The sequence below is a fragment of the Streptomyces griseus subsp. griseus genome (genome assembly GCF_003610995.1).
GTDB lineage: Bacteria > Actinomycetota > Actinomycetes > Streptomycetales > Streptomycetaceae > Streptomyces.
This window is the reverse complement of the sequence record NZ_CP032543.1, coordinates 3,894,490-3,920,680: the sequence shown is the minus strand read 5'-3', so window position 1 is coordinate 3,920,680 and position 26,191 is coordinate 3,894,490. Positions and strand designations below refer to the sequence as shown.

Annotated in this window: 22 protein-coding genes and 2 tRNA genes; 8 read left to right on the top strand and 16 right to left on the bottom strand. The window is 72.0% G+C overall.

Annotated elements, in window-relative coordinates; genetic code table 11:
* Nucleotides 1–26: 26 nt before the first annotated feature.
* From D6270_RS17470 to D6270_RS33185, 6 genes are all read right to left on the bottom strand, one after another.
* Nucleotides 27–1,748: a sensor histidine kinase gene (locus D6270_RS17470; protein ID WP_109164574.1), complete on the bottom strand. Its 1,722-nt coding sequence runs from the start codon at nucleotides 1,746–1,748 to the stop codon at nucleotides 27–29.
* A 9-nt stretch (nucleotides 1,749–1,757) separates the two neighbouring features.
* Nucleotides 1,758–2,513, bottom strand: a complete 756-nt coding sequence (locus tag D6270_RS17465) for a response regulator transcription factor (protein WP_109164575.1) — start codon at nucleotides 2,511–2,513, stop codon at nucleotides 1,758–1,760.
* Between the two features lie 79 nt (nucleotides 2,514–2,592).
* Nucleotides 2,593–3,483, bottom strand: a complete 891-nt coding sequence (locus D6270_RS17460; protein ID WP_109164576.1) for an amidohydrolase family protein — start codon at nucleotides 3,481–3,483, stop codon at nucleotides 2,593–2,595.
* A 79-nt stretch (nucleotides 3,484–3,562) separates the two neighbouring features.
* Nucleotides 3,563–4,453 carry a DUF2797 domain-containing protein gene (locus D6270_RS17455; protein ID WP_109164577.1) on the bottom strand — a complete coding sequence of 297 codons (891 nt, stop codon included), beginning with the start codon at nucleotides 4,451–4,453 and terminating at the stop codon, nucleotides 3,563–3,565.
* 58 nt (nucleotides 4,454–4,511) lie between these two features.
* Nucleotides 4,512–5,222, bottom strand: a complete 711-nt coding sequence (locus tag D6270_RS17450; RefSeq protein ID WP_109164578.1) for a hypothetical protein — start codon at nucleotides 5,220–5,222, stop codon at nucleotides 4,512–4,514.
* Nucleotides 5,223–5,310: 88 nt separating this feature from the next.
* Nucleotides 5,311–5,982, bottom strand: a complete 672-nt coding sequence (locus D6270_RS33185) for an excalibur calcium-binding domain-containing protein (RefSeq protein WP_225976888.1) — start codon at nucleotides 5,980–5,982, stop codon at nucleotides 5,311–5,313.
* Between the two features lie 274 nt (nucleotides 5,983–6,256).
* On the opposite strand from D6270_RS33185, the gene D6270_RS17440 reads away from it, so the two are divergent.
* The 3 genes from D6270_RS17440 (at nucleotide 6,257) to D6270_RS33175 (ending at nucleotide 8,673) form a co-directional block, all read left to right on the top strand.
* Nucleotides 6,257–7,201 (top strand): RNA polymerase sigma-70 factor, encoded by a 945-nt coding sequence (locus D6270_RS17440; protein ID WP_109164579.1) that lies wholly within the window; start codon nucleotides 6,257–6,259, stop codon nucleotides 7,199–7,201.
* Nucleotides 7,202–7,294: 93 nt separating this feature from the next.
* Nucleotides 7,295–8,080: an FAD-dependent oxidoreductase gene (locus D6270_RS33180; protein WP_225976887.1), complete on the top strand. Its 786-nt coding sequence runs from the start codon at nucleotides 7,295–7,297 to the stop codon at nucleotides 8,078–8,080.
* Nucleotides 7,990–8,673 carry an FAD-dependent oxidoreductase gene (locus D6270_RS33175; protein ID WP_225977066.1) on the top strand — a complete coding sequence of 228 codons (684 nt, stop codon included), beginning with the start codon at nucleotides 7,990–7,992 and terminating at the stop codon, nucleotides 8,671–8,673. Before D6270_RS33180 ends, D6270_RS33175 begins: the two co-directional genes overlap by 91 nt.
* Before the next feature lie 45 nt (nucleotides 8,674–8,718).
* Here D6270_RS33175 and D6270_RS17430 read toward each other — a convergent pair.
* Nucleotides 8,719–8,791: transfer RNA gene (locus D6270_RS17430), tRNA-Arg, on the bottom strand.
* 215 nt (nucleotides 8,792–9,006) lie between these two features.
* Nucleotides 9,007–9,097: transfer RNA gene (locus D6270_RS17425), tRNA-Ser, on the bottom strand.
* Between the two features lie 296 nt (nucleotides 9,098–9,393).
* Between D6270_RS17425 and D6270_RS17420 the strand changes: the two genes are divergently transcribed.
* Nucleotides 9,394–9,945: an SSI family serine proteinase inhibitor gene (locus tag D6270_RS17420; protein ID WP_109164581.1), complete on the top strand. Its 552-nt coding sequence runs from the start codon at nucleotides 9,394–9,396 to the stop codon at nucleotides 9,943–9,945.
* A 247-nt stretch (nucleotides 9,946–10,192) separates the two neighbouring features.
* Complete coding sequence (locus tag D6270_RS33670; protein WP_109164582.1) at nucleotides 10,193–14,452, top strand: PAS domain-containing protein; 4,260 nt, start codon at nucleotides 10,193–10,195, stop codon at nucleotides 14,450–14,452.
* A 97-nt stretch (nucleotides 14,453–14,549) separates the two neighbouring features.
* Here the strand turns inward: D6270_RS33670 and D6270_RS17410 are convergent, their stop codons facing one another.
* The 8 genes from D6270_RS17410 to D6270_RS17375 form a co-directional block, all read right to left on the bottom strand.
* Nucleotides 14,550–16,202 carry a long-chain fatty acid--CoA ligase gene (locus D6270_RS17410; RefSeq protein ID WP_109164583.1) on the bottom strand — a complete coding sequence of 551 codons (1,653 nt, stop codon included), beginning with the start codon at nucleotides 16,200–16,202 and terminating at the stop codon, nucleotides 14,550–14,552.
* A gap of 156 nt (nucleotides 16,203–16,358) precedes the next feature.
* On the bottom strand, nucleotides 16,359–16,925 hold the full coding sequence (locus D6270_RS17405; protein ID WP_109164584.1) for a SigE family RNA polymerase sigma factor: 567 nt from the start codon (nucleotides 16,923–16,925) through the stop codon (nucleotides 16,359–16,361).
* Nucleotides 16,926–17,084: 159 nt separating this feature from the next.
* A complete protein-coding gene (locus D6270_RS17400; RefSeq protein ID WP_109164585.1) occupies nucleotides 17,085–18,251 on the bottom strand; it encodes a lipid-transfer protein in 1,167 nt (388 codons plus the stop codon).
* Entirely contained in the window at nucleotides 18,248–18,748 is a 501-nt protein-coding gene (locus D6270_RS17395) for a MaoC/PaaZ C-terminal domain-containing protein (protein WP_109164586.1), read from the bottom strand. The genes D6270_RS17400 and D6270_RS17395 overlap by 4 nt, the downstream gene beginning before the upstream one ends.
* Nucleotides 18,745–19,794, bottom strand: coding sequence for an acyl-CoA dehydrogenase family protein (locus D6270_RS17390; RefSeq protein ID WP_109164587.1), 1,050 nt, complete (start codon nucleotides 19,792–19,794; stop codon nucleotides 18,745–18,747). The genes D6270_RS17395 and D6270_RS17390 overlap by 4 nt, the downstream gene beginning before the upstream one ends.
* A 1-nt stretch (nucleotide 19,795) precedes the next feature.
* Complete coding sequence (locus tag D6270_RS17385; RefSeq protein ID WP_109164588.1) at nucleotides 19,796–20,761, bottom strand: bifunctional MaoC family dehydratase N-terminal/OB-fold nucleic acid binding domain-containing protein; 966 nt, start codon at nucleotides 20,759–20,761, stop codon at nucleotides 19,796–19,798.
* Nucleotides 20,758–21,987, bottom strand: coding sequence for an acyl-CoA dehydrogenase family protein (locus D6270_RS17380; RefSeq protein ID WP_109164589.1), 1,230 nt, complete (start codon nucleotides 21,985–21,987; stop codon nucleotides 20,758–20,760). The genes D6270_RS17385 and D6270_RS17380 overlap by 4 nt, the downstream gene beginning before the upstream one ends.
* Before the next feature lie 289 nt (nucleotides 21,988–22,276).
* Nucleotides 22,277–22,591 carry a hypothetical protein gene (locus tag D6270_RS17375; protein ID WP_109164590.1) on the bottom strand — a complete coding sequence of 105 codons (315 nt, stop codon included), beginning with the start codon at nucleotides 22,589–22,591 and terminating at the stop codon, nucleotides 22,277–22,279.
* A gap of 369 nt (nucleotides 22,592–22,960) precedes the next feature.
* On the opposite strand from D6270_RS17375, the gene D6270_RS17370 reads away from it, so the two are divergent.
* The 3 genes from D6270_RS17370 to D6270_RS17360 all read left to right on the top strand — a co-directional run bounded on the left by D6270_RS17370 (nucleotide 22,961) and on the right by D6270_RS17360 (nucleotide 26,148).
* Nucleotides 22,961–23,740: a hypothetical protein gene (locus tag D6270_RS17370; protein WP_109164591.1), complete on the top strand. Its 780-nt coding sequence runs from the start codon at nucleotides 22,961–22,963 to the stop codon at nucleotides 23,738–23,740.
* A gap of 229 nt (nucleotides 23,741–23,969) precedes the next feature.
* Nucleotides 23,970–24,866: a bifunctional DNA primase/polymerase gene (locus D6270_RS17365; protein WP_109164592.1), complete on the top strand. Its 897-nt coding sequence runs from the start codon at nucleotides 23,970–23,972 to the stop codon at nucleotides 24,864–24,866.
* An 835-nt stretch (nucleotides 24,867–25,701) separates the two neighbouring features.
* Entirely contained in the window at nucleotides 25,702–26,148 is a 447-nt protein-coding gene (locus tag D6270_RS17360; protein ID WP_109164593.1) for a hypothetical protein, read from the top strand.
* Nucleotides 26,149–26,191: the final 43 nt, after the last annotated feature.

Here is a 26,191-nt window from a genome sequence, read left to right as displayed (position 1 = left end):
GGCACCGACATTCGCCAACCGCGCTGTCACACCGGTGTGGTGAGCCTGTCCCTGCCCTGTGAGTGCTCGTACGGGGCTGCTTCGGCCGGCAACTCGACCGCGAAGACCGTCCGGCCGGGCGCCGAGTCCACCCGTACGCGCCCGCCGTGCGCGGAGACGACGGCCTGCACGATGGCGAGACCGAGGCCGGTGGAGCCGCCGGAGCCGCCGCCGACGGCCCCACGGGTACGCGAGGCGTCGCCGCGCGCGAACCGCTCGAAGACATGCGGCAGCAGCTCCGCCGGGATGCCCGGCCCGTCGTCCCGCACCTCCAGCATGACCGGCTCATCGGCGCGTACGGACGGTTGTACCAACTGCCGTACGGACTCCTGTACGGACTGCTGTACGGACTGCTGCGGTGCGGCCACCTGTGCGGGTGGCCGCACGGAGAGCGTGACGGTGGTGCCCGGCGGGGTGTGGGTGCGGGCGTTGGCCAGCAGGTTGACCAGCACCTGCTGGAGCCGGGCGGGATCGGCGCGTACGGTCACGGGTTCATCGGGCAGTTCCAGCCGCCAGTGGTGAAGGGCGTCGGGCCCGGCGGTGGCGTCGGCGTCGGCGGCCCGGGCGTCGCTGACCGCGTCCACGACCAACGGCAGGAGATCGGTGCTCTCGTACGAGAGCGGGCGTCCGGCATCGAGGCGGGCGAGCAGCAGCAGGTCCTCCACCAGCCCGGTCATCCGGTCCGCCTCCGACTCGATCCGCCCCAGCGCGTGCCGGATGACGGGTTCGGACGCCGCCGCATCGCACTCCTTCGCCCGCTCCGTCTCCCGTCCCGTCGCCCGTCCCATCGCTCCCGTCGCCCGCCCCGTCGCGCGCCGGGTGAGCTCGGCGTACCCGCGGATCGAGGCCAGCGGGGTGCGCAGCTCATGGCTGGCGTCGGCGACGAACTGCCGTACCCGCGTCTCGCTCTCCTGCCGGGCCGCCAGCGCCGAACCGACGTGCCCCAGCATCCGGTTGAGCGCCGCGCCGACCTGCCCGACCTCGGTACGGGGGTCGGCCTCGGCGTCCGGGACGCGTTCGAGGGGGGCCACCTCACCGCTGTGGAGCGGGAGTTCGGCGACCCGGGTGGCGGTGGCGGCGACCCGGCGCAGCGGGCGCAGGGCGACGCCGACGAGGACGGTGCCCGCGAGGGAGGCGGCGATGAGCCCGGCGGCGGTGACGCAGACCTCGACGACGATGAGGGTGGTGAGCGCGCCGCTCACCTCGGCGGTGGGGATGCCGACGAGGACGGTGTGGCCCTCGGTGGTGGTGGCGGCCTCCACGCGATAGCCGCCGAGCCCCGGCAGATCGACGCTCCGGGCGTCCTCACCGGTGGCCGGAGCACCGGCCTCCAGGGCCCGCTGCTGGGCCTCGGTCAACGGCTTCGCGCTCTCCTGGGAGCGCAGCCCGCTGTCCTCGACGACCTTCGACGCGGCGATGTCCCCGTCGGTGTCGAGAAGGGCCCCGAACGTGCCGAGCGGCTGCCCGCCGCCGCCGACGAAGCCGAGCGGTCCGGCGTCCCGCAGGGCCTCGGGCACCGGCCCGGGACCCGGCGGCCGCTCCGCCCGTACGGCGACGGAGTGGAGCTGGTCGTCGAGTTTGCCGTACATGTAGCTGTGGAAGGCGATCGCCGTGACGGACCCGATGACGGCCGCGACGACCGCGATCAGGGAGACGGCGGACACCACGAGCCGGGTCCGCAGGGTCCATGGCCGCCGCAGCCCCCTCATACCCCGCGCCTACTCACCGGGCTTGATCAGATACCCCGCACCGCGCCGGGTGTGGATCATCGGGGTCCGCCCGGCGTCGATCTTCTTGCGGAGGTAGGAGATGTAGAGCTCCACGACGTTGGCCTGGCCGCCGAAGTCGTAGTTCCAGACCCGGTCCAGGATCTGCGCCTTGCTGAGCACCCGGCGCGGGTTGCGCATCAGGAAGCGCAGCAGCTCGAACTCCGTGGCGGTCAGGTGGATCGCGTCCCCGCCCCGGCTCACCTCATGGCTGTCCTCGTCCAGCACCAGGTCCCCGACGGTGAGCGTGGACTGGCTCCGCTCGGCCGCGAGCGCGGTCCCGGAGCGGCGGATCAGCCCGCGCAGCCGTGCCACGACCTCCTCCAGGCTGAACGGCTTGGTCACGTAGTCGTCGCCGCCCGCCGTGAGCCCGGCGATCCGGTCCTCCACGGCGTCGCGGGCGGTCAGGAAGAGGACGGGCACGTCGGAGTGGTCGCGCCGGAGCCGGCCCAGCACGGCGAGCCCGTCCATGTCCGGGAGCATCACGTCCAGGACCACCGCGTCCGGGCGGAAATCGCGGGCCGCGCGCACGGCCGCGGCCCCGTCACCGGCGCTGCGCACCTCCCAGCCCTCGTACCGCAGGGCCATCGAGAGCAGCTCGGCGAGCGGAGCCTCGTCGTCCACGACCAGGACGCGCACGGGCGTACGGTCCGGCCTGAGCAGTTCGGTACGCCCCTGGGGCGCGGTCGTCGCGGTCGTCGTCGTCATGGGCACCAGCCTGTGAGGCGCCCGTGAGAGAAGCCTGACCCGTTTCTGTGAATTGCCTGAGAAAGCGCGGACCGGCCCCTCAGGAACCGCCCCCGAACAGCGCCTCCGCGTTCCGGTGACAGACCGCCCGCAGCCAGCCGTCCCCCAGCCCGAGCCGCTCCAACGCCTCCAGCTGATGGACGTACGGGTAAGGAATGTTCGGGAAGTCCGTCCCCAGCAGGATCCGGTCCCCGAGATCGGCCAGCCGCCCCCGCTCACCGGCCGGGAACGGCGTGAACCCCTCGCTGAAGTCGGTGAAGGCCATCGTCGTGTCCAGCCGCACCTCGGGATGGGCCTGCGCCAGCGCCAGGAACTCCGCGTACTCCGGCATCCCCATGTGCGCCACGATCAGGCGCAGCCGGGGATGGCGTGCGAGGAGCCGTCCGATGGGCTCGGGCCCGGTGAACCTCCCCGGGACGGGCCCGGACCCGCAGTGCATGACGACGGGCACCCCGGCCTCGGCGAGCAGCCCCCAAGCCCCCTCCAGCAACGGGTCGTTGGCGTCGTAGCCCCCGACCTGGAGGTGCGATTTGAAGACCCGCGCCCCGTTCTCGACGGCCTCCTTCACGTACGACTCCACGCCCTCCTCCGGGAAGAGGGTCGCGGTGTGCAGGCAGTCCGGCACCCGGGCGGCGAAGCCGGCGGCCCAGTCGTTGAGCCAGCGGGCCATGCCGGGCTTGTGCGGGTAGAGCATGGAGGTGAAGCGGAGGACGCCGAACGACCTGAGTACGGAGAGCCGTCGCTCCTCCTCGTACCGGTAGGTGATGGGCCACTCCAGCCCGGTGAGCGGCCCGGCGGAGTCGAAGTAGGCCCACACCTTGCGCAGGACCTGCTCGGGCATGAAGTGGGTGTGCACGTCGATGATGCCGGGCAGTCCGAGCCGTTCCCAGAACCGCACGACGTCATAGCTCTCGGCTCTCTCGTCGCTCACGGCACTCTCAGCACTCCCCACACTCTCAGCGCTCTCGGCTTCCACGCGCGGGCTCCTCGCGGAATGGATCAGGACAGGGTCAGAACAACCCACCCTGCACGCCGCCACCCCGGATGTCGATGAGGGGGACACGTACATCGTTCGCCGCGGCCGGATCCACGGCGGAAAGCTCCCACCCGGTGATGAGCCGCGTATCCAGCACGACGACACCCCCGTCCCCACCTGCGGCCAGATGAAGATCGGGCCCGGCGACAGCCACCAACCGCCCGGCCACCACGCCCCCGTCGACCAGCTCACTCACCGACCGGGTGGCGGCAGGAGCACGGTCAAGCCCGAAGATCCTTACGTGATCGACGACTTCAAGGGGCAGCGGCTCCAACGACTCGGGCCAGCAACGCCCTTGAAGTGCGACGGCCCGCCCGTACGACTCCACCACCTCGGCCAACCGCTCCTGCTCTCCCGGCAGTCGGCTCCGCACGCCTCGCTTCTTGGCATACGGGATCCGATCCGGCACCCCGAGGGCGGCCCGCAGCACCTCCTCGGTCCGCCGGGCGGCCATCAGGGGCCCACGCCCCAGCCACGTGTACGCCACGGCCCCCTGCTCCCGCAGCCGCGCGCCGCCCCGCTCCTCCCGGGTGATCCCGACCTTGACGAGACCGGGCCCGAACCAGGCGAGATAGACGCGGTACGTCCGTGGGTCGTCCAGCAACGTATCGGCGGCCACCGAGTGGGCCCGGTCCAGCCGCGCACACTCGGGGCACCGGCCCCCGGTACTGCGCACGGACACCACGGCCCCCAGAGGGCACGCGTTGCCCCGCGCCCCCACACAGTGCCGCTCACCCAACGCGCGGAACCCGAGCCCGGTCCCGTACGAGAGAACGCTCACCCGCCGCTCGGCGCCCTTGCTCCACCCCAGCTGCGGCCCGTCCCCCGGCCACGCGAGCCCGGTACACCGCCACCCGAAGGCCACGCGAACTCCGCTCTCTCCACCGCGCCCGACGGCGCCACCCCTCACGTCTCCGCGAAGGTTAACGGGCCCCGGGAGCGACCCCCTCCGCACCACCGACGGGACCGCCAACGGGGCCGCCGACGGGGCCACCACCGGGGCCGGTGACAGGACCGGCCGGCGGCGCGATCACCGAGCCGGCGGCCGGGCCAGTGTCCGGACCGGTGGCCAGGCCGGTGTCCGGACCGGTGGTCGGGCCACCGCCGACGCCCTCGATCCGCTGCCGCATCCCGGCCATACGGCGGACGAAGCGCCGGTTGAACCACACCATCCACCCCAGGAACGCCGCACCGAACGCGAGCCCCCACAGGCCCGCCCCCACGTTCCCGGCGACGAACCAGAGCACCGGGGTCCCGAAGAAGATCAGCGCCAGCAGCGGGAAGGCCCACCAACGATTGCGCCGCAGCTTCTCCTCCCGGCGCCGGATCAGCCGAATGATGGCAGCCCGTTCGGCCGGATCATCGGGGATCTCGCCGTTCCTCGCGATACGCCGCTCCAGCTCCGGCACCCGCGCGGCATCGGTCCCCACCGCCCGGGCGTCACGGCGTCGGCGCCGCATCACGAACGCCGTCATGAACCCGGCGTACAGGAGCCCGCCGATCAGGATGCCGGGCCACCCCGACCACCCGTCGAAGGCCAGCCGGATGCCGACCCACACCACCAGCACCAGCAGCCCCACGGCCCACCACCGGTCCTGCCACCGCTGTACCTGGCCGTGCTTCTGCGACCCCATCGGTAACCTCCGAGCCGGGCGCGCCCATCACGCCCCGTACATTTCCGGCTACCCCGGCACCGGGCACTGATGCGGGGGGCGCGGCGCCTCAACGGGGGTCAGGCTCGCGGGCGACCCCGTCACCGTCCCGGTCGAGATGGTCCCCGTACCCGGGTTCGCCCGGGTGCGGAGGCGTGACTCCGGCATCCCGGGCCGCATCGCAGTTCTCGTAGGACGGGGACGGCACCACACCCGGCTCATCGCTCGGCGTGGTCCCATCCCCCGGCCCCGCGACCTCACGCACGTCAGCCGACGTGATCACACCGGAGCGAACCGTGTAGGTGCCCTCGAAGGGCCTCAGGCTGCCGTCGCTCTGGAGCGCCTCCAGCTCCGCCCGTACCGTGTCCCCTTCGACGCCGAGGCTCCGGACGGTGTCCCGCTCGGTACCGGCGAGGCTGTCGACGAAGGCGCCGTGGTCGCCGGCGAGGCTCTTGCCGCCCAGCTCCCAAGCCTCCCGGTGCTCCTGGTCGTTGACGGCATCGAAGCAGGCGGCCACGGTCGCCTCGGCGCTCAGGGGACTCGACGTGGGGGGCGCCGGAGGCGGAACGCTCCTCTCCGGCGAGGGGGCGCGCTTCTCCGGGGAGGCGATGACGGCACTGGTCACCGCGGCGGCCACTTCGGCGGGAGCCGAGGAGGTGGCCACCGAGGTGGAGGCGGCCCCTCCGTCCGCTCCACCACCCCCCGCACACGCCCCAGCACCGAAGATCCCGACGACCCCCACGACCACAGCAGAGCCCGCGCTCCGCAGACCCGACCGAAGAAGCCCGTTCCCGCCCATCACCTCGCCGAGGAACCCCGGTGAGGAGCCCCCGTCCGCAGCGCCTCTTCCGGAGCCCCGCGAGGAGGACCGTCCCTTCCAGCTTCCTCCCGGCCGGACGCCCCCGCCCCTCGATCCAGGTCGGCCGGCCCTCACGCGCGGCCGGGTGCGTCGCGCCGGCCGGGAGGCACCCGCCGGGGAACGCGACCGCTCAACCCCCGGGCGTAGGATCCGGACCATGGCTCTGACGCGGACCCAGATGGACCGGTTCGAGGCCTCCATGCCCCGTCTGGAGGCCATCGCCTACCGCCTGCTCGGCTCGGCGAGCGATGCCGAGGACGCCGTGCAGGACACGTTCCTGCGGTGGCAGGCGGCCGACATCGACCGCATCGAGGTCCCCGAGGCCTGGCTGACCAAGGTCCTCACCAACGTCTGCCTCAACCAGCTGACCTCGGCCCGCGCCCGCCGCGAGTCGTACGTGGGCCAGTGGCTGCCCGAACCGCTGCTCGCCGGGGACCCGATGCTGGGCCCCGCCGACACCGCGGAGCAGCGCGAGTCCGTCTCGTACGCCGTCCTCGTCCTCATGGAACGGCTGACGCCCAACGAGCGGGTGGTGTACGTGCTGCGGGAGGCGTTCGACTACCCGCACCGGAAGATCGCGGAGATGCTCGACATCACCGAGGCCTCCTGCCAGCAGATCTTCCACCGCGCCAGGAAGCACGTCGCGGAGGGCAGGGCCCGCACCGAGATCGACGCAGCTGCCGCCCGGCGCATCGTGGAGGAGTTCCTCACGGCCGCCACCAGCGGGCAGACCGAGCCGCTCGTACGGCTCCTCACCACGGACGTCGTCGCGGTCGGCGACGGCGGCGGGAAGGTACCGGCCCGCGCCAAGGCGCTCCAAGGGGCCGTCGCGGTCGCGCGGTTCATGCGGGGCCTGTTCAAGCCCGGCCAGGCCAAGCGCGATCTCGTCGGCGGCTCTCCCGAGGTCCACCTCACGACCGCCAACGGCGCCCCCGCCATCCTGGTCGCCCTCGACGGCCGGGTCATCGGCGTCCTGTGCGTGGAGATCACCCCGGAGGGCATCGCCGGACTCCGCAGCCAGGCCAACCCCGACAAACTCGAACGCGCGACCCGGCGGTGGGCGGCCACCGACCACGGAGAGCCGCTGTTCCACGCCTTCTGACCACTTTGTGATGCAGGTCACAACCGCCACCTGTCAGGAATCAGCGGGCTGCCCGGTTCAAGGGACGAAACCGCGCGAGACAGGAGTCAGGACATGCAAGTCACGCAGGTCAGGAAGCTCACGCAGCACCGCGTCATCGTCATAGGAGCCGGATACGCGGGAGCGATCGCCGCCGGCCGCCTCGCCAGGCGGCTGCGCAACGAGGACGTCACCATCACCCTCGTCAACCCCGAGCCGGACTTCGTCGAGCGGGTCAGGATGCACCAGCTGGCGGTCGGCCAGGAGCTCAGGCCACGCCCTTTCAGCGAGATGTTCGCCGGAACGGGAGTCCGGCTGAGGGTCGCGAGGGTCACGGCGGTCGACGCAACCGGCAGGACGGTCACCATCGAGGGCGAGACCGGGGCCGGAAACGGGACTGGGACCGGGACCGAGGCCGGGAAGAGCAACGGAACCGGGGACGGAACCGAGGCCGGGAACGGACCGGCCGGGGACGTGACCGGGACCGGACCGACCGGCAACACCACCGAACAACTCCCCTACGACACCCTCGTGTACGCCCTCGGCAGCTCCTGGAACACCCACGACATCCCCGGCACCGCCGAACACGCCCATGACATCGCCGGCCGCCCCGGGGCACTCCGGCTCCGCGAGCGCCTGACCGCCCTCGGCACCGGGCAGCCCGTGGCCGTCGTGGGCGGCGGCCTCACCGGCCTGGAGGCGGCAACCGAGATCGCCGAGGCCCGCCCGGACCTGGACGTCGCCCTCGTGGCCCGAACCGCACTGGGCGACTGGCTCTCCCCAAGGGCCGCCGCCACCTGCGGAAGGTCTGCGCCAGGCTCGGCATCACGGTCCACGAACACACGACGGTCACCGCCGTAGGCCACGACCACGTCACGACGACGCCCTCCCCCAACGGGCTTGCCCAAGCCACCACCGGGCCCGCCACCATCCCGGCCGCGGTCACCGTGTGGACAACAGGCTTCGCGGTCCACCCGATCGCGCGGGCAACCGCGCTGAAGGTCGACGCCACGGGCCGGATCGAGGTCGACGGCACCATGCGCTCGGTCTCCCACCCGGACGTGTACGCCATCGGCGACGCGGCCCTGGTGACGGGCCCGGGCGGCAAGCCGCTGCGCATGTCCTGCGCCTCGGGCATCCCCACCGCCTGGCAGGCCGCCGACTCCATCGCCTCCCGCCTCACCGGCACCAAGCCCATGACCGTCCCGCTGCGCTACTTCAACCAGTGCATCTCGCTGGGCCGCAAGGACGGCCTGATCCAGTACGTCACCGCCGACGACCAGGCCCGCCCCGCAGCCCTCACCGGCCGAACCGCCGCCCTCTACAAGGAACTGGTCTGCAAGGGCGCAGCCTGGGGCGTCGCCAACCCAACCCTGGGCAGGCCGACCCGCCGCCGCGCCGTCGTACAGGAGCCGGCCCCCCTGCCGCATGCCACCACCGCGAACGCTGGATAACGCGAGAGGCCCCCAGGATTTCTCCTGGGGGCCTCTCGCCTGCTGTGCACTCGGCAGGATTCGAACCTGCAACCTTCTGATCCGTAGTCAGATGCTCTATCCGTTAAGCTACGAGTGCTTGGCGTTCCGGGCTTTTCTGCCTGGTTGGCGTTGCGGGAACAACATTACATGACCTGCGCCGTGACGCGAAATCCATTGCCTGCACCACCCCTGACCTGCGAAAACACTCTTATGGGGGCGATCTCGGCCGCACCCTTGACCGCGGCGGACACGCGGGCCTGTGCAGGGAACGGCCGAAGCCCCGTGCCAGGGGCACGGGGCTTCGGGGTGGAGCGGAGGCGGAGGGATTTGAACCCTCGATGGGCTTTAAGACCCAAACCGCATTAGCAGTGCGGCGCCATAGACCGGACTAGGCGACGCCTCCTCCACACACCTCGCGCGGACGCGAGTGGTGCGTGCAGATGATGACACAGTCGAACGCCGTGTCACCAATCGCCGCTCACGTTACTAGCCATGCGGGGGCCAGGGCAAAGCACTTCGGCGTGGTGGCGCAACGTCCGGGCGGGAGAGGCGTTAGAGAGGCGTGGGGGCTTCGGCCTCCGCCGGTCGGGAGCGGCCGGGTGCGGCCGCGAGCGGTCGGCCCGCCGCCCAGCACCCGGCCGCCCACTCGACATCCGTCGCATCCGCGGTCGTCCGTGACGCGGAGATACAGGAGCCCGCATGTTGCGCCGTCTCGCTCTCGCCGCCGTCGTATCGCTCGCCGCGCTGTCCACCGCCGCGCCCGCCGCGACCGCCGCCGGTCAGGTGCCTTCCGCCGTGCCCACCGCCGGACCCCTCTCCTCGGCCTTCCCCGCGCTCGGGCCGCTGCCCGTGCCGCTTCCGCCGCTGCCCTCGTTCCTGGAGGGCGGCAGTGGCGTGGGCCAGGAGAAGCCCGCCGCGCGGACCCGGCTGACCGTGACCGTGGAGCGCTCCGGGGTCGCCGGGGCCGACGGGACGTTCGAGCTGACCTGCGGGCCCACCGGGGGCGACCACCCGGAGCGGCAGGGCGCCTGTGACCGGCTCGCGGAGGTCGGGGCGACCCGGGCGGGGCGGGAGCTGTTCCGGGCGGCGCCCGAGGGCACCATGTGCACCATGATCTACGGCGGCGACGCCTCCGCCCGCATCGTCGGGACCTGGGAGGGCCGGCCCGTGGACACCACCGTGACCCGGGGCGACGGCTGCGAGATCGCGCGCTGGAACAACCTGGTTCCGGTCCTCCCCGATCTCCGATAAGGCCGTCGGCGATCTTCGGCGACGTCCTCGCCGTACCGCGTCCGCGCACGTCACAGGGTGCGCGGACGCTCACGTCATAGGCCGGTGGCGTACACGCCGTGCACAGAACCTTGGTGAGAGCTCCCCCTCATCCGCCGCCCCCGAGCCCTCCCCTGGCCTTAGACTCCTTCCGTGACAGTCTGCGGCCCGAGGGGCAAGATGGGGCCCGCTGTCGGCAAGGTGCGGTAATCAGGGAGGAAGCGTCGTCGTGAGCAGCAGGCCATCCCGAGGCACTGCTCGCCTCGCAGCCATACTCGATGCCCTTCCGGACGGGCTTCTGCTCGTCAATTGCAACGGCACGGTCGTCAACGCCAACGCCATCGCCCTCGAGATGTTCGAGACCCCGGGGACCGCGCTCGTCGGTCGTGGACTGCTGGATCTGCTGCCGGAGTTCGACTCCAAGCTGATCCCGGGATCGATGCGCCGGCCCGAGGCTGCGGACGAGCAGGGCAGGACCAAGCCGACGCGCATGGTCGCGCGCCGCACCGACCGGCACGAGTACCCCGTCGAGGTCACCAGCGCCAGCCTGGACAGCGGTCAGGCCGCGTACAAGGACATCCACTCCAGCTACACCGGTGACGAGCTGCTCATGCTCGTCGTACGGGACCTCTCCGGCACCGTCGACACCGAGGCCGAGCTGGCCCGTTCGCAGCGCCAGACCGAGATGATCCTGCGCGCCGCCTCCGAGGGTGTCGTGGGCACCGACACGGACGGGCGCGTCGTCCTGGTCAACCCCGCCGCCGCCCAGATCCTCGGCTTCCGGGCCAGTGACCTCGGCGGCCAGGAGCTGCACCCGCTGATCCTGCACTCGCGGGCGGAGGGCGAGCCGTTCCCGTACGAGGAGTCGCCGCTGGCCGACACCCTCAAGTCCGGGCGCAAGCACCGCGTGCGCGGGCAGGTGCTCTGGTCCAAGAGCGGTGCTCAGGTGCCGGTGGATCTGACCACCGCGCCGGTACGGGACGGGGACCAGCTCGTCGGTGCGGTGATGACGTTCACCGACCGTCGCCCGTACGAGGAGCTGTCCACCCAGCACAAGAACGTCGTCGCCGAGCTGACGACCAGCCACTCCGACGAGGTCACCGCGCTGAAGGAGGCGCACGCGGCCGAGCTGGAGGCGCTCAAGGAGGCCCACGCCGCCGAGCTGGCCGACCGGACCGAGCGGTACGCCGCCGAGGCCGAGGCGCAGGCCGAGCTGCTCGCCTCCGTGGGCGCCCAGCACTCCCAGCTCACCGCCGTCCTCGGCGGTTCGCTGCGCGGGCCCCTGGAGGAGCTGCGCGGTGAGCTGTCCATGCTCGCCGCCGACCCGGCCGGGCAGCTGTGGCCCGAGGCCAACCAGATCCTGCACCACCTCGCCGCCGGGTACGCCCGGATGACCACCCTCGTCGACAGCGTGCTGAGCTACCAGCGCCTCGACGCGGGTGTGGAGGGGCTGCACAAGGCCCCCGCGATGATCGACGGGATCGTGACGGGCGGGATCGACGGCGCGGTCGAACTGATCGGGCCCGGGCGCGCCCAGTTCGCCGTGCACGCCCCGCCGATCGAGGCCGAGGTCGACGCGGTCCGGCTCGCGACCGCCCTCGCCCATCTCGTCGCGGACGTCTGCGGCGTCGACTCGACCGGCAAGACCCGGGCCGTCCCGGGCGGTGGATACGTCGACTCCACCGTCGTCGTGGCCGCCGCCCAGCGCGGGGACGTCGTACGGATCGAGGTGCGCGGGCCGTTCGCCGGGGGGGACCCGGTGCACGAGCCGATCGTGCGCGGCATCGTCCAGGCGCACGGCGGTGTGCTCCAGACGCACGAGATGCCGGGGATGAGCGGCAGCGCGTACGTCCTCGACATCCCGATCGGCGCCGCCTCGGGCACCATCGCGCCCCCTGAGGTGCCGGTGGAGCCCGCCCCGGCTCCGCCGCCCGCCCCCGAAGGCGTGGGGGCGCCGGGCGTCACCAGTGGCGGGCGGCGCCGGGCGCGCCGGTCGTCGACCGACGCGTTCCTGGGCAGCCCCGGTGCGCCCGAGGCCGGAGCCGAAGAGGGTGTGGTCGCGGCAGGTCCGGGGGACGGCCCTGTCGCCGAGCCGACCGGGCGGCGGCGGGCCCGTCGTGGGCCCGCGGCGGCCGAGGAGCAGGCAACACCCGAGCTGCTTCCGGCCCAGCAGGGCGAGGGGTCGGGGCGCCGGCGCGGACGGCCCAGCCCCGCGGAGAACGGAACAGCCGGGAGCGGGACGGCCGGGGACGGTGCGGCGGAGAGCGGTCCGCCCCAGCTCGGTCCGCCCCAGACCCCTGAGCAGCAGGCCCAGCAGGCTCGGCAGCAGCCGCAGCGGCAGGCCCTCGCGCTGACCTCCGCCGCGCCCTCCCCGCCCTCCGAGGGGTCCGTCGTCACCGCGGCCGAAGGTGCCCAGGGCGCCGGGCGCCCCCAGCGCGGCCAGACCGTGCCGCCGCAGGGGGTACCGACCGACTCGCAGCAGCCCGTACCGCCCGCCGGTCGACGGGCCCGGCAGGAGGGCGAACACCGCCCCGCGCTCCCCGCCCTCGCGTCCGGCAACGGCGCTTCGGGCCCGGAGCAGGGCGGCCAGCCCCAGCCACAGGAGGAGGCCCTCGCCCTCAGCCAGGCCCAGGCCCAGCAGCCCGGTGGGCGCCGGGCCCGTCGCGCGCTGGCGGCCGCCCAGGAGCGCACCGCCGCCGAGGCCGGTCCGCGTACCGCCTTCGCCCTGCCCCCCGCCGACGCGGACCGGGCACCGGCCGCACCGGGCGCGCCCGCTCCCGTGCAGGCACCGGGCACGCCCGAGCCCGCACAGGGCTCCGGCGGCGCCCCTCTGCCCGTACAGGCACCAGGAACCGCGCCCACGCCCGTACAGGCGTCAGGAACCGCCCCTGACCTTCCGGGCGCCCCCGGGGACGACAGTCACCACGGGCGCACCGCTCCGGAGGCCGGTCACACGCCCCCGCAGGCCCACCCCGTGCCCCCGCACGCCGACTGGGGTCAGGGCGCGCCCCTCGACGGCCCGGACGAGCAGCCCTGCGGCGCCGCCGTGCCGGAAGCGCCGAGCGCCCCCCGCCCCGCACCGGATGACCGGTCCTGGGGCGGCAACGGACAGACCGCCCACGCCACCGGCACCGCGGCCGCCCCGGCGGCGCACCCGGCCGACTCCGGCGCGGGCGTCCCGGACGCGCGGCAGCCGCTGCCCGCCGAGGAGCCGATGGCGGGTGTCAACCCGGACTCCACCCAGGGGCGGGCGTTCAGCGTGCGGACGCTGGGCCAGGGGGTGCCGTTCGCGCAGCACCTCACCCAGCAGCAGAACCAGCCCGCCCCGTCCACCCCGCCGAGTCAGCAGCAGAGCCTCGGCGGGGCCGGCCGGCGTCGCAAGCTCGCCGCCCCGCCGGAGGGCGAGCGCCCCACGGCCCAGCCGCCCGCCGCGGGTCCGGACCCGACCGCCCCGACAGCCACCGCCCAAGGCACGCAGGGAGAGCAGGGCGCCCAGGGACAGCAGGTCGCGCAGGGTCAGCCGCCCCAGGCACCCCAGCAGACCCAGCCCTCGCCTCAGTCCCCGTCCCCGTCCCCCGAGGCTCAGGGGTCCGATCCCACCAACCCCGGCTCCGGCCAGCTGCTGGCGCCTCCGGTGGCCGAGGGGCGCGCGTACGCCATAGGGGCGCCCGACGAGGGTGCCGAGGGTCCGGAGCCGCTGGACGGTCCCGGCGGCGCGGTCGAGGTCGCCAACCGGCCGCAGCCCCGCCCCCTCGACGACGAGCTGCCGCCCGAGCCGCTGGACAACCCGCGTCGGCTGCTCGTCTGGCCCGCCCCCGACGTACCGACGCAGCAGGCTCTCAGCGACCGCGGCTACCGTCCGGTGATCGTCAACTCCCGTGAGGAGGTCGACGCCCAGATCGCCGCGTTCCCCGCCGCGCTCTTCGTCGATCCGCTGACCGGGCCCATCACACGTACGGCGTTGCAGTCGCTGCGCCAGGCAGCCGTCGCCGCAGAGGTCCCGGTGCTGGTCACGGCCGGTCTGGGGCAGGCGACCCGGGAGGCCGCGTACGGGGCCGACCCGGCCGTCCTCCTCAAGGCGCTGGCCCCCCGCGACAGCGAGCAGCACCCGCCCCGCGTCCTCCTGATCGAGGAGCACGAGGAGATCGCCGCAGCGCTGGCACAGACCCTGGAGCGGCGCGGGATGCAGGTCGCCCGGGCGGCGACGGACAGCGAGGCCGTCGACCTGGCGGGCCGGATGCGGCCGAATCTGGTGGTCATGGATCTGATGCAGGTACGCCGTCGGCGCGCCGGGATCATCGACTGGCTGCGGGCCAACGGGCAGCTCAACCGCACCCCGCTGGTCGTCTACACCTCGGCCGGGATGGACCCTTCGGAGCTGCCGAGGCTGGCGTCCGGGGAAACCGTTCTCTTCCTCGCGGAGCGGTCCACCAGCGACGAGGTGCAGTCCCGGATCGTCGACCTGCTGGCGAAGATAGGCACCAACTGACAGCGCACAGAGGCGGGGGCGGTACGGGAACTCCCGTACCGCCCCCGCCTCTGTTTCACGTGAAACAAGCGACCGCCGGCCAGGCGCCGGCCAGACCTCAGAGCTGGGTGACGTCCAGCTCCCCGGCCGCGTACTGCTTCCGGATCACCTTCTTGTCGAACTTGCCGACGCTCGTCTTCGGTACGGCGGCGATCACCGACCACCGCTCCGGCAGCTGCCACTTGGCGATGCCCGACTCGGCGAGGAACGTCTTCAGCGCCTCGTAGTCGGTCCCGGTGGTGCCCTCCTTCAGCACGACCGTCGCGAGCGGCCGCTCGCCCCACTTCTCGTCCGGTACGGCGACGACGGCCGCCTCCGCGACGTCCGGGTGGGCCATCAGCGCGTTCTCCAGCTCCACGCTGGAGATCCACTCGCCGCCGGACTTGATGACGTCCTTGGCCCGGTCGGTGAGGGTGAGGTAGCCGTCGGTGCTGATCACGCCGACGTCGCCGGTCTTCAGCCAGCCGTCCTCGCTGAACTTGTCCTCGGGCCGCAGGTGCTCGCCGTCGGCCCCGCCGTAGTACGCGGCGGCGATCCAGGGGCCGCGTACCTCCAGCTCACCGGCCGACTCGCCGTCCCACGGCAGGTGCTCGCCGGCCGGACCGACCAGCCGCGCCTCGACACCGGTCGGGAAGCGGCCCTGGGTGATGCGGTACGGCCACTCCTCCTCGGCGGAGAGCCCGGCGGGCGGGTGGGCCATGGTGCCAAGCGGCGAGGTCTCCGTCATGCCCCAGGCGTGGCAGAGCCGGACGCCGAGCTTGTCGTACGCCTCCATCAGGGACGGCGGACAGGCCGCGCCGCCGATGGTCACGTTGGCCATGGAGGTGAGGTCGCACGGATTGGCGGTGACCTCGGCGAGGAGGCCCTGCCAGATGGTGGGGACGGCGGCGGCGTGGGTCGGGCGCTCGCGTTCGATCATCTCGGCGAGCGGGGCGGGCTGGAGGAAGCGGTCCGGCATGAGCATGTTGACGCCGCTCATGAAGGTGGCGTGCGGCAGGCCCCAGGCGTTCACGTGGAACTGCGGGACCACGACGAGCGTGGTGTCCTTGTCGGTCAGCCCCATCGACTCGGACATGTTGACCTGCATGGAGTGCAGGTAGATGGAGCGGTGGGAGTAGACGACGCCCTTGGGGTCCCCGGTGGTGCCGGAGGTGTAACACATGGCGGCGGCCTGGCGTTCGTCCAGCTCCGGCCAGTCGTACGTGGTCGGGCGGCCCGCGATCAGCTCCTCGTACTCGTGCACGCGCGGCGCGACCCCGGCCAGCGCCGAGCGGTCGCCCGGCCCCGAGACGACCACGTGCTCGATGCTCGGCAGGTGGGGCAGGAGCGGCGCGAGGAGGGGCAGCAGCGTGCCGTCCGCGATGACGACCTTGTCGTCCGCGTGGTTGACGATCCAGGCGAGCTGCTCCGGTGGCAGCCGGAGGTTGAGGGTGTGGAGCACGGCCCCCATGGAGGGAATCGCCAGGTAGGCCTCCACATGGACGGCGTTGTTCCACATGAGGGTGGCGATCCGCTGGTCGCCGTCGACGCCCAGCTCGTCGCGGAGCGCGTTGGCCAGCTGGGTCGCGCGGGTGCCGATCTCGGCGAAGGTGCGTCGGTGCGGCTCGGGTTCGCCGGTCCAGGTCGTGACCTGCGACTTCCCATGGATCGTCATCCCGTGGTGCAGGATGCGGGTGACAGTCAGCGGTACGTCCTGCATGGTGCTCAGCACGGCGTCCTCCCGGTGGGCGCTACGCGGCAGTAAGGTTGCGCTGATTCTGCGCACATACCAAGCGGTATGTCACTACTCGCGGGAGAAAATTCCTGTCCGGGGGCCGTGGGCGGACCTGTCCGGGGCCATGTGGGGGAGCGTGCGGAGCGGTGCCGGTCAGCGGACCGGCGTCAGCTCCGGGTCCTCGCGGAGCTTGCCGAGGGCCCGGGAGACGGCGCTCTTCACCGTACCGATCGACACCCCCAGCACCTCGGCCGTCTGCGCCTCACTGAGGTCCTCGTAGTACCGCAGGACGACCATCGCGCGCTGGCGGTCCGGGAGCTTGAGCACCGCGCGCCACATCGCGTCGTGCAGCGACTGCTGCTCCGCCGGGTCGGGCGCCTGGACGCCGCCCTGCTCGGGCAGCTCCTCGCAGGCGAACTCGTCGACCTTGCGCTTGCGCCACTGCGAGGTCCGGGTGTTCAGCAGGGCCCGGCGCACATACCCGTCCAGCGCCCGGTGGTCCTCGATCCGCTCCCAGGCGACATACGTCTTGGCGAGCGCGGTCTGCAGCAGGTCCTCCGCGTCGCACGGGTTCGCGGTGAGCGAGCGCGCGGTGCGCAGCAGGACCGGGCCACGGGCCCGGACGTACGAGGAGAACGAGGCGTACGGCGGGTGCGCGTGGTGGCCGGCGGCGGTGGCGGCGGCCGCCCTGGAGGCGCCCGTGCAGACTGGCGTGGTCATGTACTCAACGCTAGGAGCGGGGCCCGCCCGGGGGATCGCCCCCAGGTCCCGAAGGCCCGTCCGCCTCAGGTTGTAGGGCCGCCTCACCCTCCACCTCCTGAAGGTGGACGGGCCGTGGCCCCGCCGTAAGGGTCCGCCCCCGAATCCGTCCGGGGTGGCTCAGCCGTCCGTGCCGAGGATCAGCCCGGACGTCGGCACCCCCGTACCGGCCGTGACCAGGCACCTCGCCGCCCCTGCCACTTGGTTGACCGAGGTGGCGCGGAGCTGCCGGACGGCCTCCGCGATGCCGTTCATCCCATGGAGGTACGCCTCCCCCAGCTGACCCCCATGCGTGTTCAGGGGCAGCGCGTCCGCCGCGACGAACGCCCCGCCCTCCCCGGGGCCGCAGAAACCGAACTCCTCCAGCTGCATCAGGACGAAGGGCGTGAAGTGGTCGTAGAGGATGCCCACATCGATGTCGGCCGGGGCAAGACCCGAGCTGCGCCAGAGCTGCCGGGCGACCACGCCGGTCTCCGGCAGCCCGGTCAGCCCGTCCCGGTAGAAGCTCGTCATCTGCTCCTGCGACCGGCCCGCCCCTTGCGCCGCCGCGACGACCACGGCGGGCGGCCGGGGCAGGTCGCGGGCGCGCTCCGCGCTGGTGACGACGAGCGCCTGACCGCCGTCGGTCTCCTGGCAGCAGTCCAGCAGCCGCAGCGGCTCCACGATCCAGCGGGAGGCGGCGTGGTCGGCGAGCGTGATCGGCTTCCCGTGGAAGTACGCCGCGGGGTTGCGTGCCGCGTGGCGCCGGTCGACCACCGCCACATGCCCGAAGACCTCGGGGTCGAGGCCGTACGTGTGGAGGTAGCGCTGGGCCGCCATCGCCACCCAGGAGGCGGGGGTGAGCAGCCCGGACGGCAGGTTCCAGCCGAGCGCCGCGCCCTCGGCGGTGGGCTCGCGGCGCTGGACGCCGGAGCCGAAGCGGCGGCCGGAGCGCTCGTTGAACGCCCGGTAACAGACGACGACGTCGGCCACCCCGCTCGCCACCGCGAGGGCGGCCTGCTGGACGGTGGCGCAGGCCGCGCCGCCCCCGTAATGGATGCGGGAGAAGAACGACAGCTCCCCGATCCCGGCGGCCTGGGCGACGGTGATCTCGGGGCTGGTGTCCATGGTGAAGGTGACGAGGCCGTCGACGTCGGCGGGGGTGAGGCCCGCGTCGTCGAGGGCGGCGCCGACGGCTTCGACGGCGAGCTTCAGTTCGCTGCGGCCGGAGTCCTTGGAGAACTCGGTGGCGCCGATGCCGACGATGGCCGCTTTTCCGCCGAGGGTGTCAGGTCTGCGGATGCTCATACCCCGCCCACCTCCCCGGTGATCGCCACGGTGACCTTTCCGGTGACGTGACGCCCTGTACGGTTGTCGCCGACGATCGCGACCTCTATAAGGACGCGTTCTTCTATAAGGACGCGTCCTTCTGTGAGGGCATGGTTTCCGCCTTCCAGGGCCGGGTTTTCCAGAGGCACGTTTCTCGGAGGCACGTTTTCCAGGGCGACGATGTGGCCGGTCAGCCGGAGTGCGTCACCCGGATAGTTGGGCGCTCCGAGCCGTATGGCCACCTTCCGGAGGACGGCGGTGGGTCCGAAGTGGTCGGTGATGTAGCGGCCGACCAGCCCGTTGGTGGTGAGGATGTTCATGAAGATGTCGGGGGAGCCCTTCTCGCGGGCCAGTTCGGCGTCGTGGTGCACGTCCTGGTAGTCGCGGGAGGCGATGGCGCCCGCGACGATCAGGGTGCGGGTGACGGGGATCTCCAGGGGCGGCAGTACGTCACCGATGCGGTACGTCTCGTTCACGACGCGCCTTCCCTCGTACGGTCGCCGCCCGCGAGCAACAGCCCCAGCTCCTGCAGGAGTTCGGCGCCGCAGCCGAGGTACGCGTCCAGTTGGCGGCCCCAGAGGAAGTGCCGGTGGACCGGGTGGTCGAGGTCGGCCCCGGTGCCGCCGTGCAGGTGCTGGCCCGTGTGCACGACCCGCCGGCCCCCTTCCGAGGCCCACCAGGCGGCCGTCAACGCCTGCGCCTCGTGGCCCAGTTGCCGGTCGTACCGCCAGGCCGCCTCGTACGCCGTGACCCGGATGGCCTCGGTGTCCATATGGGCGTCGGCGGCGCGGAGCAGGACGCCCTGGTTGGTGGAGAGCGGGCGGCCGAACTGCTCACGAGTGGTCGTGTGTTGCACGGCACGCGCGAGGGAGCCCGCGCACACGCCCGCCTGGAGCCCGGCGAAGGCGGTCCGGCTCGCGGCGAGGACCGAGGCGTAGGCCCCCGGGCCCGCACCGAGGGACTCTGCCCGTACGCCGTCGAGGCCGAGCCGCCCCGCCGACCAGGGCGCGGTCGTCTCCACGGGCACGACGCTCACCCCGGGCGCCCTCGCCTCGACGATCCACGACCCCCGCTCGTTATCCGCGACCAGCACATGGGTGGCATCCCGCAGCCATGGCACCCAGGGCACGACCCCGTACAGCGCGCCGTCCACCGCCCGCACCCCGCCCCGCGCCGGGAAGGCCCCCGTCGCCACCGCCGTACCGTCGCGCAGGGCGGGCAGCAGGCGCTCCCGCTGCTCCGGCGTACCGTGCCCGGCGACCGCGAGGAGCCCGTACACACAGGTCGCCGCCAGCGGGACCTGGGCCGTGGTCCGGCCCTGTTCCTCCAGGAGCAGGACCAGGCCGAGGAGCCCGATGTCCTCCACCGCACCGGGCAGCCCGGCCGTGCACAGCTCTTTCCACAGCCCCGCGTCCGTGCCCGTGCCCGCCGCCACCAGCCGCTCGTGCGTCGACAGATCGCCGAAGATCCGCGCGGCCAGCTCCCGCGCCGCCGCCTGCTCCTCGCTCGGGGTGAAGTCCATCTCAACCGCCCTCGCCCGCCCGGAAGACCGGGAGTTCCAGATCGGGGTCCGTACGGAGGAACTCCAGCCGTACGGGCAGGCCGACGCGGACCTTGTCGTACGGCACCCCGACCACGTTGCCGACGATGCGGACGCCCTCGGCGAGTTCGATGAGCGCGACGGCGTACGGGCCGCCCTCGCCCGACGGGTCGAAGGCCGGGAAGGACGGGTGGTGCATCACGACATGGCTGAACACCGTGCCCTCGCCACTCGCCTCGACCGTGTCCCACTCCTGGCCGGCGCAGGCGTTGCAGCCGGGGAGCCAGGGGAAGCGGAGGGTGGCGCAGTCCGAGCAGCGCTGGATGAGGAGGCGGTGCTCGGCGACCCCGGCCCAGAATCCGGCGTTGTCGCGGTTGATGACGGGGCGGGGGCGGAGGGGTGCTTTCCGCTGGGTGGGGCGTCTGCCGGGCCGGTACTTGAGGATGCGGAAGCGGTGCGTCCCGGCAGGTTCGCCGTCGGCACGGACGTCCATGCGGGTGGTGACGAAGTACCCGGTGCCGAGCTTGGTGGTCTTGCGGCGGGAGACGGATTCGATGACGGCGTCGAAGGTGATCAGGTCGCCGGGGCGGAGCGGCCGCAGGTACTCCTGCTCGCAGTCGGTGGCGACGACGGCGGTGTACCCGGCGCCGTCGAGGAGCCCGAGGAGTTCGTCGTACGCCGCTGAGCGGCCGGTGCGGTGGGGGTGCCCGGTCAGTCCGCCCATGGTCCAGGCCTGGAGCATGGTGGGCGGGGCGACGGCGTCGGGGCCCTGATAGGCGGGGGAGGTGTCACCCATGGCCTCGCACCAGTGGCGGATCATGGGCGCGTTGACGGGGTCCTTGCCGGTGCCCGCGGTGGCGGCGGGGCGGCCGGCGTAGGAGGTGAGCCGGTCGTGGAGGGGGTCCGGGGCGCCGGCCCGTACCTCCTGGGCGCCCTCCGGGCCGCTCATCGCTTGCCCCGCGTCATCCCGAGGCGCATGGTCGCGACGATCTCGCGCTGCACTTCGCTGACGCCGCCGCCGAAGGTGTTGATCTGCGCGGCCCGGTTCATCCGCTCCAGCTCACCCCTGTCACCGCCCGCCCCGAAGCAGCCGGGGGATCCGCGCCGGAGGAATGCGGCCTCCCCCACCACATCCTGGCACATCCGGTAGACCTCCACGGCGCTCTCGGTCCCCGCGAACTTCACGCCGCTCGCCTCACCGGGGGCCAGCGCGCCCGCCCCCACGGCCCCGACCAGCCGCCAGTTCAGCAGCCGGGTCGCCGCGAGCCGGGCGTACGCCTCCGCGAGCCGGGCGCGTACCCACGGCTCGTCGATCCGGCGGCGCCCGGTGGCGGGGTCGGGCGTACGGGCGTGGGCGAGGGCCTCTTCGTAGAAGTCCTCGGCCTGCATGCCGATGGCGGCGAGGGCGACGCGTTCGTGGTTGAGCTGGTCGGTGATGAGCCCCCACCCTCCGTTCTCGGCACCGACGAGGTTCGCGGCGGGGACGCGTACGCCGTCGTAGTACGTGGCGGTCGTCGTCAGCCCGCCCACGGTCTCGATGGGCGTCCAGGAGAAGCCGGGATCGTCGGTGGGGACGAGGATGATCGAGATGCCGCGGTGCTTGGGGGCGTCGGGGTCGGTGCGGCAGGCGAGCCAGATCCAGTCGGCCTGCTGGGCGTTGCTGGTGAAGACCTTCTGACCGTCGATGACCCAGCCGCCGCCGTTCTCGCCTCCCTCACCACCCTCGCCACCCTCGCCGTCCTCACCTCCCTCGCCGCTCCTTACGGCGCGGGTCCGCAGGGCCGCCAGGTCCGTACCGGCTTCGGGTTCGCTGTAACCGATGGCGAAGACGAGGTCACCGCTGAGGATCCGGGGCAGGAAGTACGCCTTCTGCTGTTCGGTGCCGTACTTCATCAGGGTCGGGCCGACGGTGTTGAGGGTGACCATGGAGACGGGGGCGCCGGCCCGGTACGCCTCGTCGAAGAAGACGAACTGCTCGTCGGCTCCCCGCCCTTGGCCGCCGTACGCGACGGGCCAGCCGAGGCCGAGCATGCCGTCGGCACCGATCCTGCGCAGCAGCCGCCGCTGCTCACCCGGATCGTCGCGCCAGTCGCCGCCTTCGGGCAGCACGGCCGCGAAGTACGCGCGCAGTTCGGTACGCAGCTGCTGCTGGCGCTCCGTCGGGGCGAGGTGCACGGCGGAACCTCCAGGGGGCGAATCACGTCACCGAATCACCAGAACAATTTCTGACTGTCCGTCAGATTTGCTCTCCCTGTCAAGAGCCCAGCCAGGAGCAACGGCAGCAGCCCGCACGGAGCACCGAAGTGCCGCCGCACGGGCTGCTGTTCAGACGACCGGAACCCACCCCCCGGAAGGTCCCGGACGCCTGCTCACCGAAGAGGCATCACCCTCGGGGACGCCCCCCGGGGGACTCTCGGTGAAACCCCCGTTCCCCCCCGGGGCCCCCGGGTGCACCCCCGGGGCATCACCAGAAGAACGGGGTGAAGTTCACGGCGACGCTGTGGTCCGACTGGTCGATGGCGGTGAAGGCCGAGCCGCTCACCTGGGCCGAGGTGTTCTGGTGGGACGCACCGGACCCGACGGCCTGTTGCTGTGTCGTCGACGTGTTGCCCGTGTTGTTGCCGCCGACTCCACTGCCGCCGATCGTCGCCACGGCCGCGTTCGATCCGTCGTTCGCGAAGGAGCCGTTGTCCGCCAGGGCCACACCGCCGCAGAGGGCGACGGTCAGGGGCAGCGCGGCGACTGCGGCGAGAACACGAGCGGTACGGATGCTTGCCATGTCAATTCCTCCAGGGAACCGGAAGTACGGCTCGGTTGGTCCATGTACGGCTGTTCCCGGGGAAGTTGGCCGACCGCCCCGGTGCTGGTCACGACGTCGCGAGACCAGAGTTGCCCAGCACATCCCCGGTGAACCGTGTGATGCCTCCTGATTCCCTCGCAAGCATGAAGAAGAGGCGATAAACCTTCTATGGGCTGGTAAATGCCGTCATCGGGCCCTCATGGAGGCCGGACCAGGACGATGACGGCAGGACGATGCCGAGGTGATCGAATCGTTGCACCGCCGCATACAACTGCGTACCGCCCTCCCCGGTCCCACAGTCAGCAGTGAGGATCAGCCTCCGAAGGGGAGAGGGCGGGGTTCCAGGGGATGGGGAAGACGATGTGGAGAGCGGCGGTGGCCGGTGGAGCGGCGGTCGTGCTGACGGGGCTGGCCGCGGTGCCGGCCGGGGCGGCGGAGGGCGGGGTCTCCTTCTCCCGGGTCACGATGAACGGCGGAAAGCCGATCGTGATCGGGGTCAAGGAGGAGGTCGAGGTGTACTCGACCTTCCGGATGACGACCAAGCTGAAGCACAACTCCGCGCCGACGGTGTTCCCCTACCGGGGCAAACTCGACTCCGGGGGCGAGCTGTGGACTTCCATCATCAGCAGTGACTGCAAGGTCGTGAACAAGGCGAAGGGCATCTGCGACTACGAGAACTGGCTGCACATCGACCCCCGGCACGTCGATTTCGGGAACAAGGCCGCCGGCACCTGGAAGACCGCCGCGCGCCTCTACCTCCCCGGCGGCGCCCAGGACACCGATGACCAGAAGCTGCCGTTGCAGGTCAAGCGGGCCACACGCGTCACCGTCAACGCCTCGCCGGAGCCGGTCAGACAGGGCAAGACCATCACCGTGACCGGCCGGGTCACCCGGGCGAACTGGGACACCCACACGTACCAGGGCTACGCCGGCCGGACGGTGAGCCTCCAGTTCAAGGCGGCGGGCTCCTCCTCGTACAGCACGGTCAAGAAGGTGAAGTCGGGCAAGACGGGGGCGCTCAAGACCACGGTGAAGGCCACCGGGTCCGGTACGTGGCGGTGGACGTACTACGGGAACACCACCTCCGGAGCGACGTCGTCACCCGGGGACCACGTCGCCGTGCGATAGGCGAGACGGACAGGCACCTTTCTGCGACAGGCGCCGCGACACAAACGCTCTCCGCGACAGACGCCACGAGGCAGAAACTCCACGCGGCGAGCACCGAACAACCCTGAGCGCGCTGCTCGGCCGATCAGGCCTGCCGAGCAGCGCGCTCAGCCATACCCCCTCCTACCTCCCCGCCTTCCTCCTCCCCTCCCCACTTCCCTTATTCGAACGCGTGTACGAAACTAGAACCATGGCCACCATCGACCGGCAGACCACCACCCTGGCCCTCGCCCACGCCCTCTCCGCCGCCGAGCGCGGACTCCCCGTCTTCCCCCTGTCCGCCACCAAGCTCCCCGCGCTGCGCTCCCCCCACCACGGCGAGCGCCCGCCGGTCCACTGCCGGGGCGAGTGCGGGCTGCCCGGCCACGGGGTGCACGACGCCACCACGGACCCCGCGGCCGTCCGCGCCCTCTTCGCCGCCGCGCCCCGGGCCACCGGCTACGGCATCGCCTGCGGCCGCACCCCGCACCGGCTCATCGGCATCGACCTGGACATCGACACCGCGCACGGCAACGACTCGGTGGGGGCCCTCCAGCAGTTGGCGCTCCAGCACCTGTTCACGATCCCGCCGACGGTCACCGTGCTCACCCCGAGCGGCGGCCGCCACCTCTGGCTCACGGGCCCCGCCGACACCACGGTCCCCAACTCGGCCGGCCGCCTCGCCCCCGGCATCGACGTCCGAGGCGCCGGCGGCTACCTGGTCGGCCCCGGCTCGGTCACCACCCACGGCCGCTACCGCCTGGCCCCCGGCACCGCCCACCTCACCCCGGCCCCCTGCCCCCGCCCCCTTCTGCGCCTCCTCACCCCACCCCCACGACGCCCGACCGGCCCGGCCACCGGCAGCGCCACCACCCCGGAGGCTCCGGGCCGCCGGGGCGAGGGGCTGATCCAGTTCGTCCTGGCGGCCCACGAGGGCCAGCGCAACACCCGCCTGTTCTGGGCCGCCTGCCGCGCCTACGAACACGGCTTCGGCGACGCCCTGGCCGACGCCCTCACCACCGCAGCGATCCGCACGGGCCTCACGGAACAGGAGGCCCGCTCGGCGATCGCCTCGGCGGAACGGCTGACACGGGGGCGAGGCGACTGAGCCCCCTGCTTCTCGGTCACCGACCGACGGGGCGACGAAAGCGGAGGGCGGACCCCGGAATCCGGAGCCCGCCCTCTGACCTGCTATTTCCACTTCTCTCACCTGGCGGTGGGTGTGGGATTTGAACCCACGGTGACATCGCTACCACGACGGTTTTCAAGACCTTTCGGGGGTCGAGCGGCTTCTGTTCTCCGTCGCAGGTCAGGGGCTTGCACGCTCCAAGCTCGGACCGTCGTTCTCGACGTCGTGCCCGCTACGTGCCCCAGCATCCGACCGGATCTCCTGTCGTGCTCGGCGTACCTCTGTCAAAGCGAACGCCCCGACACGGCTGTCCCGATGATCGAAAACACCGGCATCATCACATTGACACCCCGCGAGACGAAGTCGCTGTCTACCGGCTTGTAGCCACCCCATGGTGTCCGGACAGCCAAGTGGACGGAGGTTAGTGCCGCATCAGGCAGTGGGTGCTCTTGCACGCCGTGGTGCAGAGAGCCTTTCCCTGTCAGGACTCTCCTCGCTGCCTCGGTGCCGGCGCTTCGCCTTCAGGTCGGCGCTAACGTTGGACGTGGAGCATGCCGCCGCACGTAGCTTCCGGCATATGCACTTCCAGCCAAGACGCGCCCGGCTTGGGCGTATAGCTACCGATCAACCGTAGCCATTCAAGTCATGGCTCGATATGCGCTTGATTCTCTAAATAGCGCCACGTAGCTTATCGATCACCGGTTGCAATCAACCGCCACAGGGGGGCTTCGCACCAAATGTTAAGCATGACGCATACACCAACCCTTTCCTGTTGCCCGCGAAATTAATTCCGCTATCCTGGAAAGGTTTCAATATGTTCGCTCATAAGGTAATCCGCAGTGCAGCAGTGACTGGTCTGACGTTGGCGGCAATAGCGGGAGGTGGCGTTGCTCAAGCATCAACGTCGGCTCCGAGCGGCGACGTGTCAATCCAGGAATCATGTCCGAGTAGCGGCCAGATCGGTTATGGCCGGGTATGCACGACGCTGTCCAGTGGACGCCTGTTCCACGATAAGACGCAGGGCTCCGGTCCGGTCAACGTCAGAACCTGGTACGAGAAGTCGAGCGGTGGGACGATCTCGGCGAAGCTGGGCTTCAACTACGCCGGCACCACCACGTGGGGCTCGACGTTCAGCCAGGCATCGGGCACGACCAAGAGTGCCTCATGGGATCGCAACTGGGCGTCGGACTGCTACTCCACCATCGGGATGCTTTCGGTGACCGGGCAGGGGACGTTCCAGACACCTTCTGGCACCTGCTGAGTTTTTGCCCACTGCCCCGCCCCGCAGCTCACGCGAGGCGGGG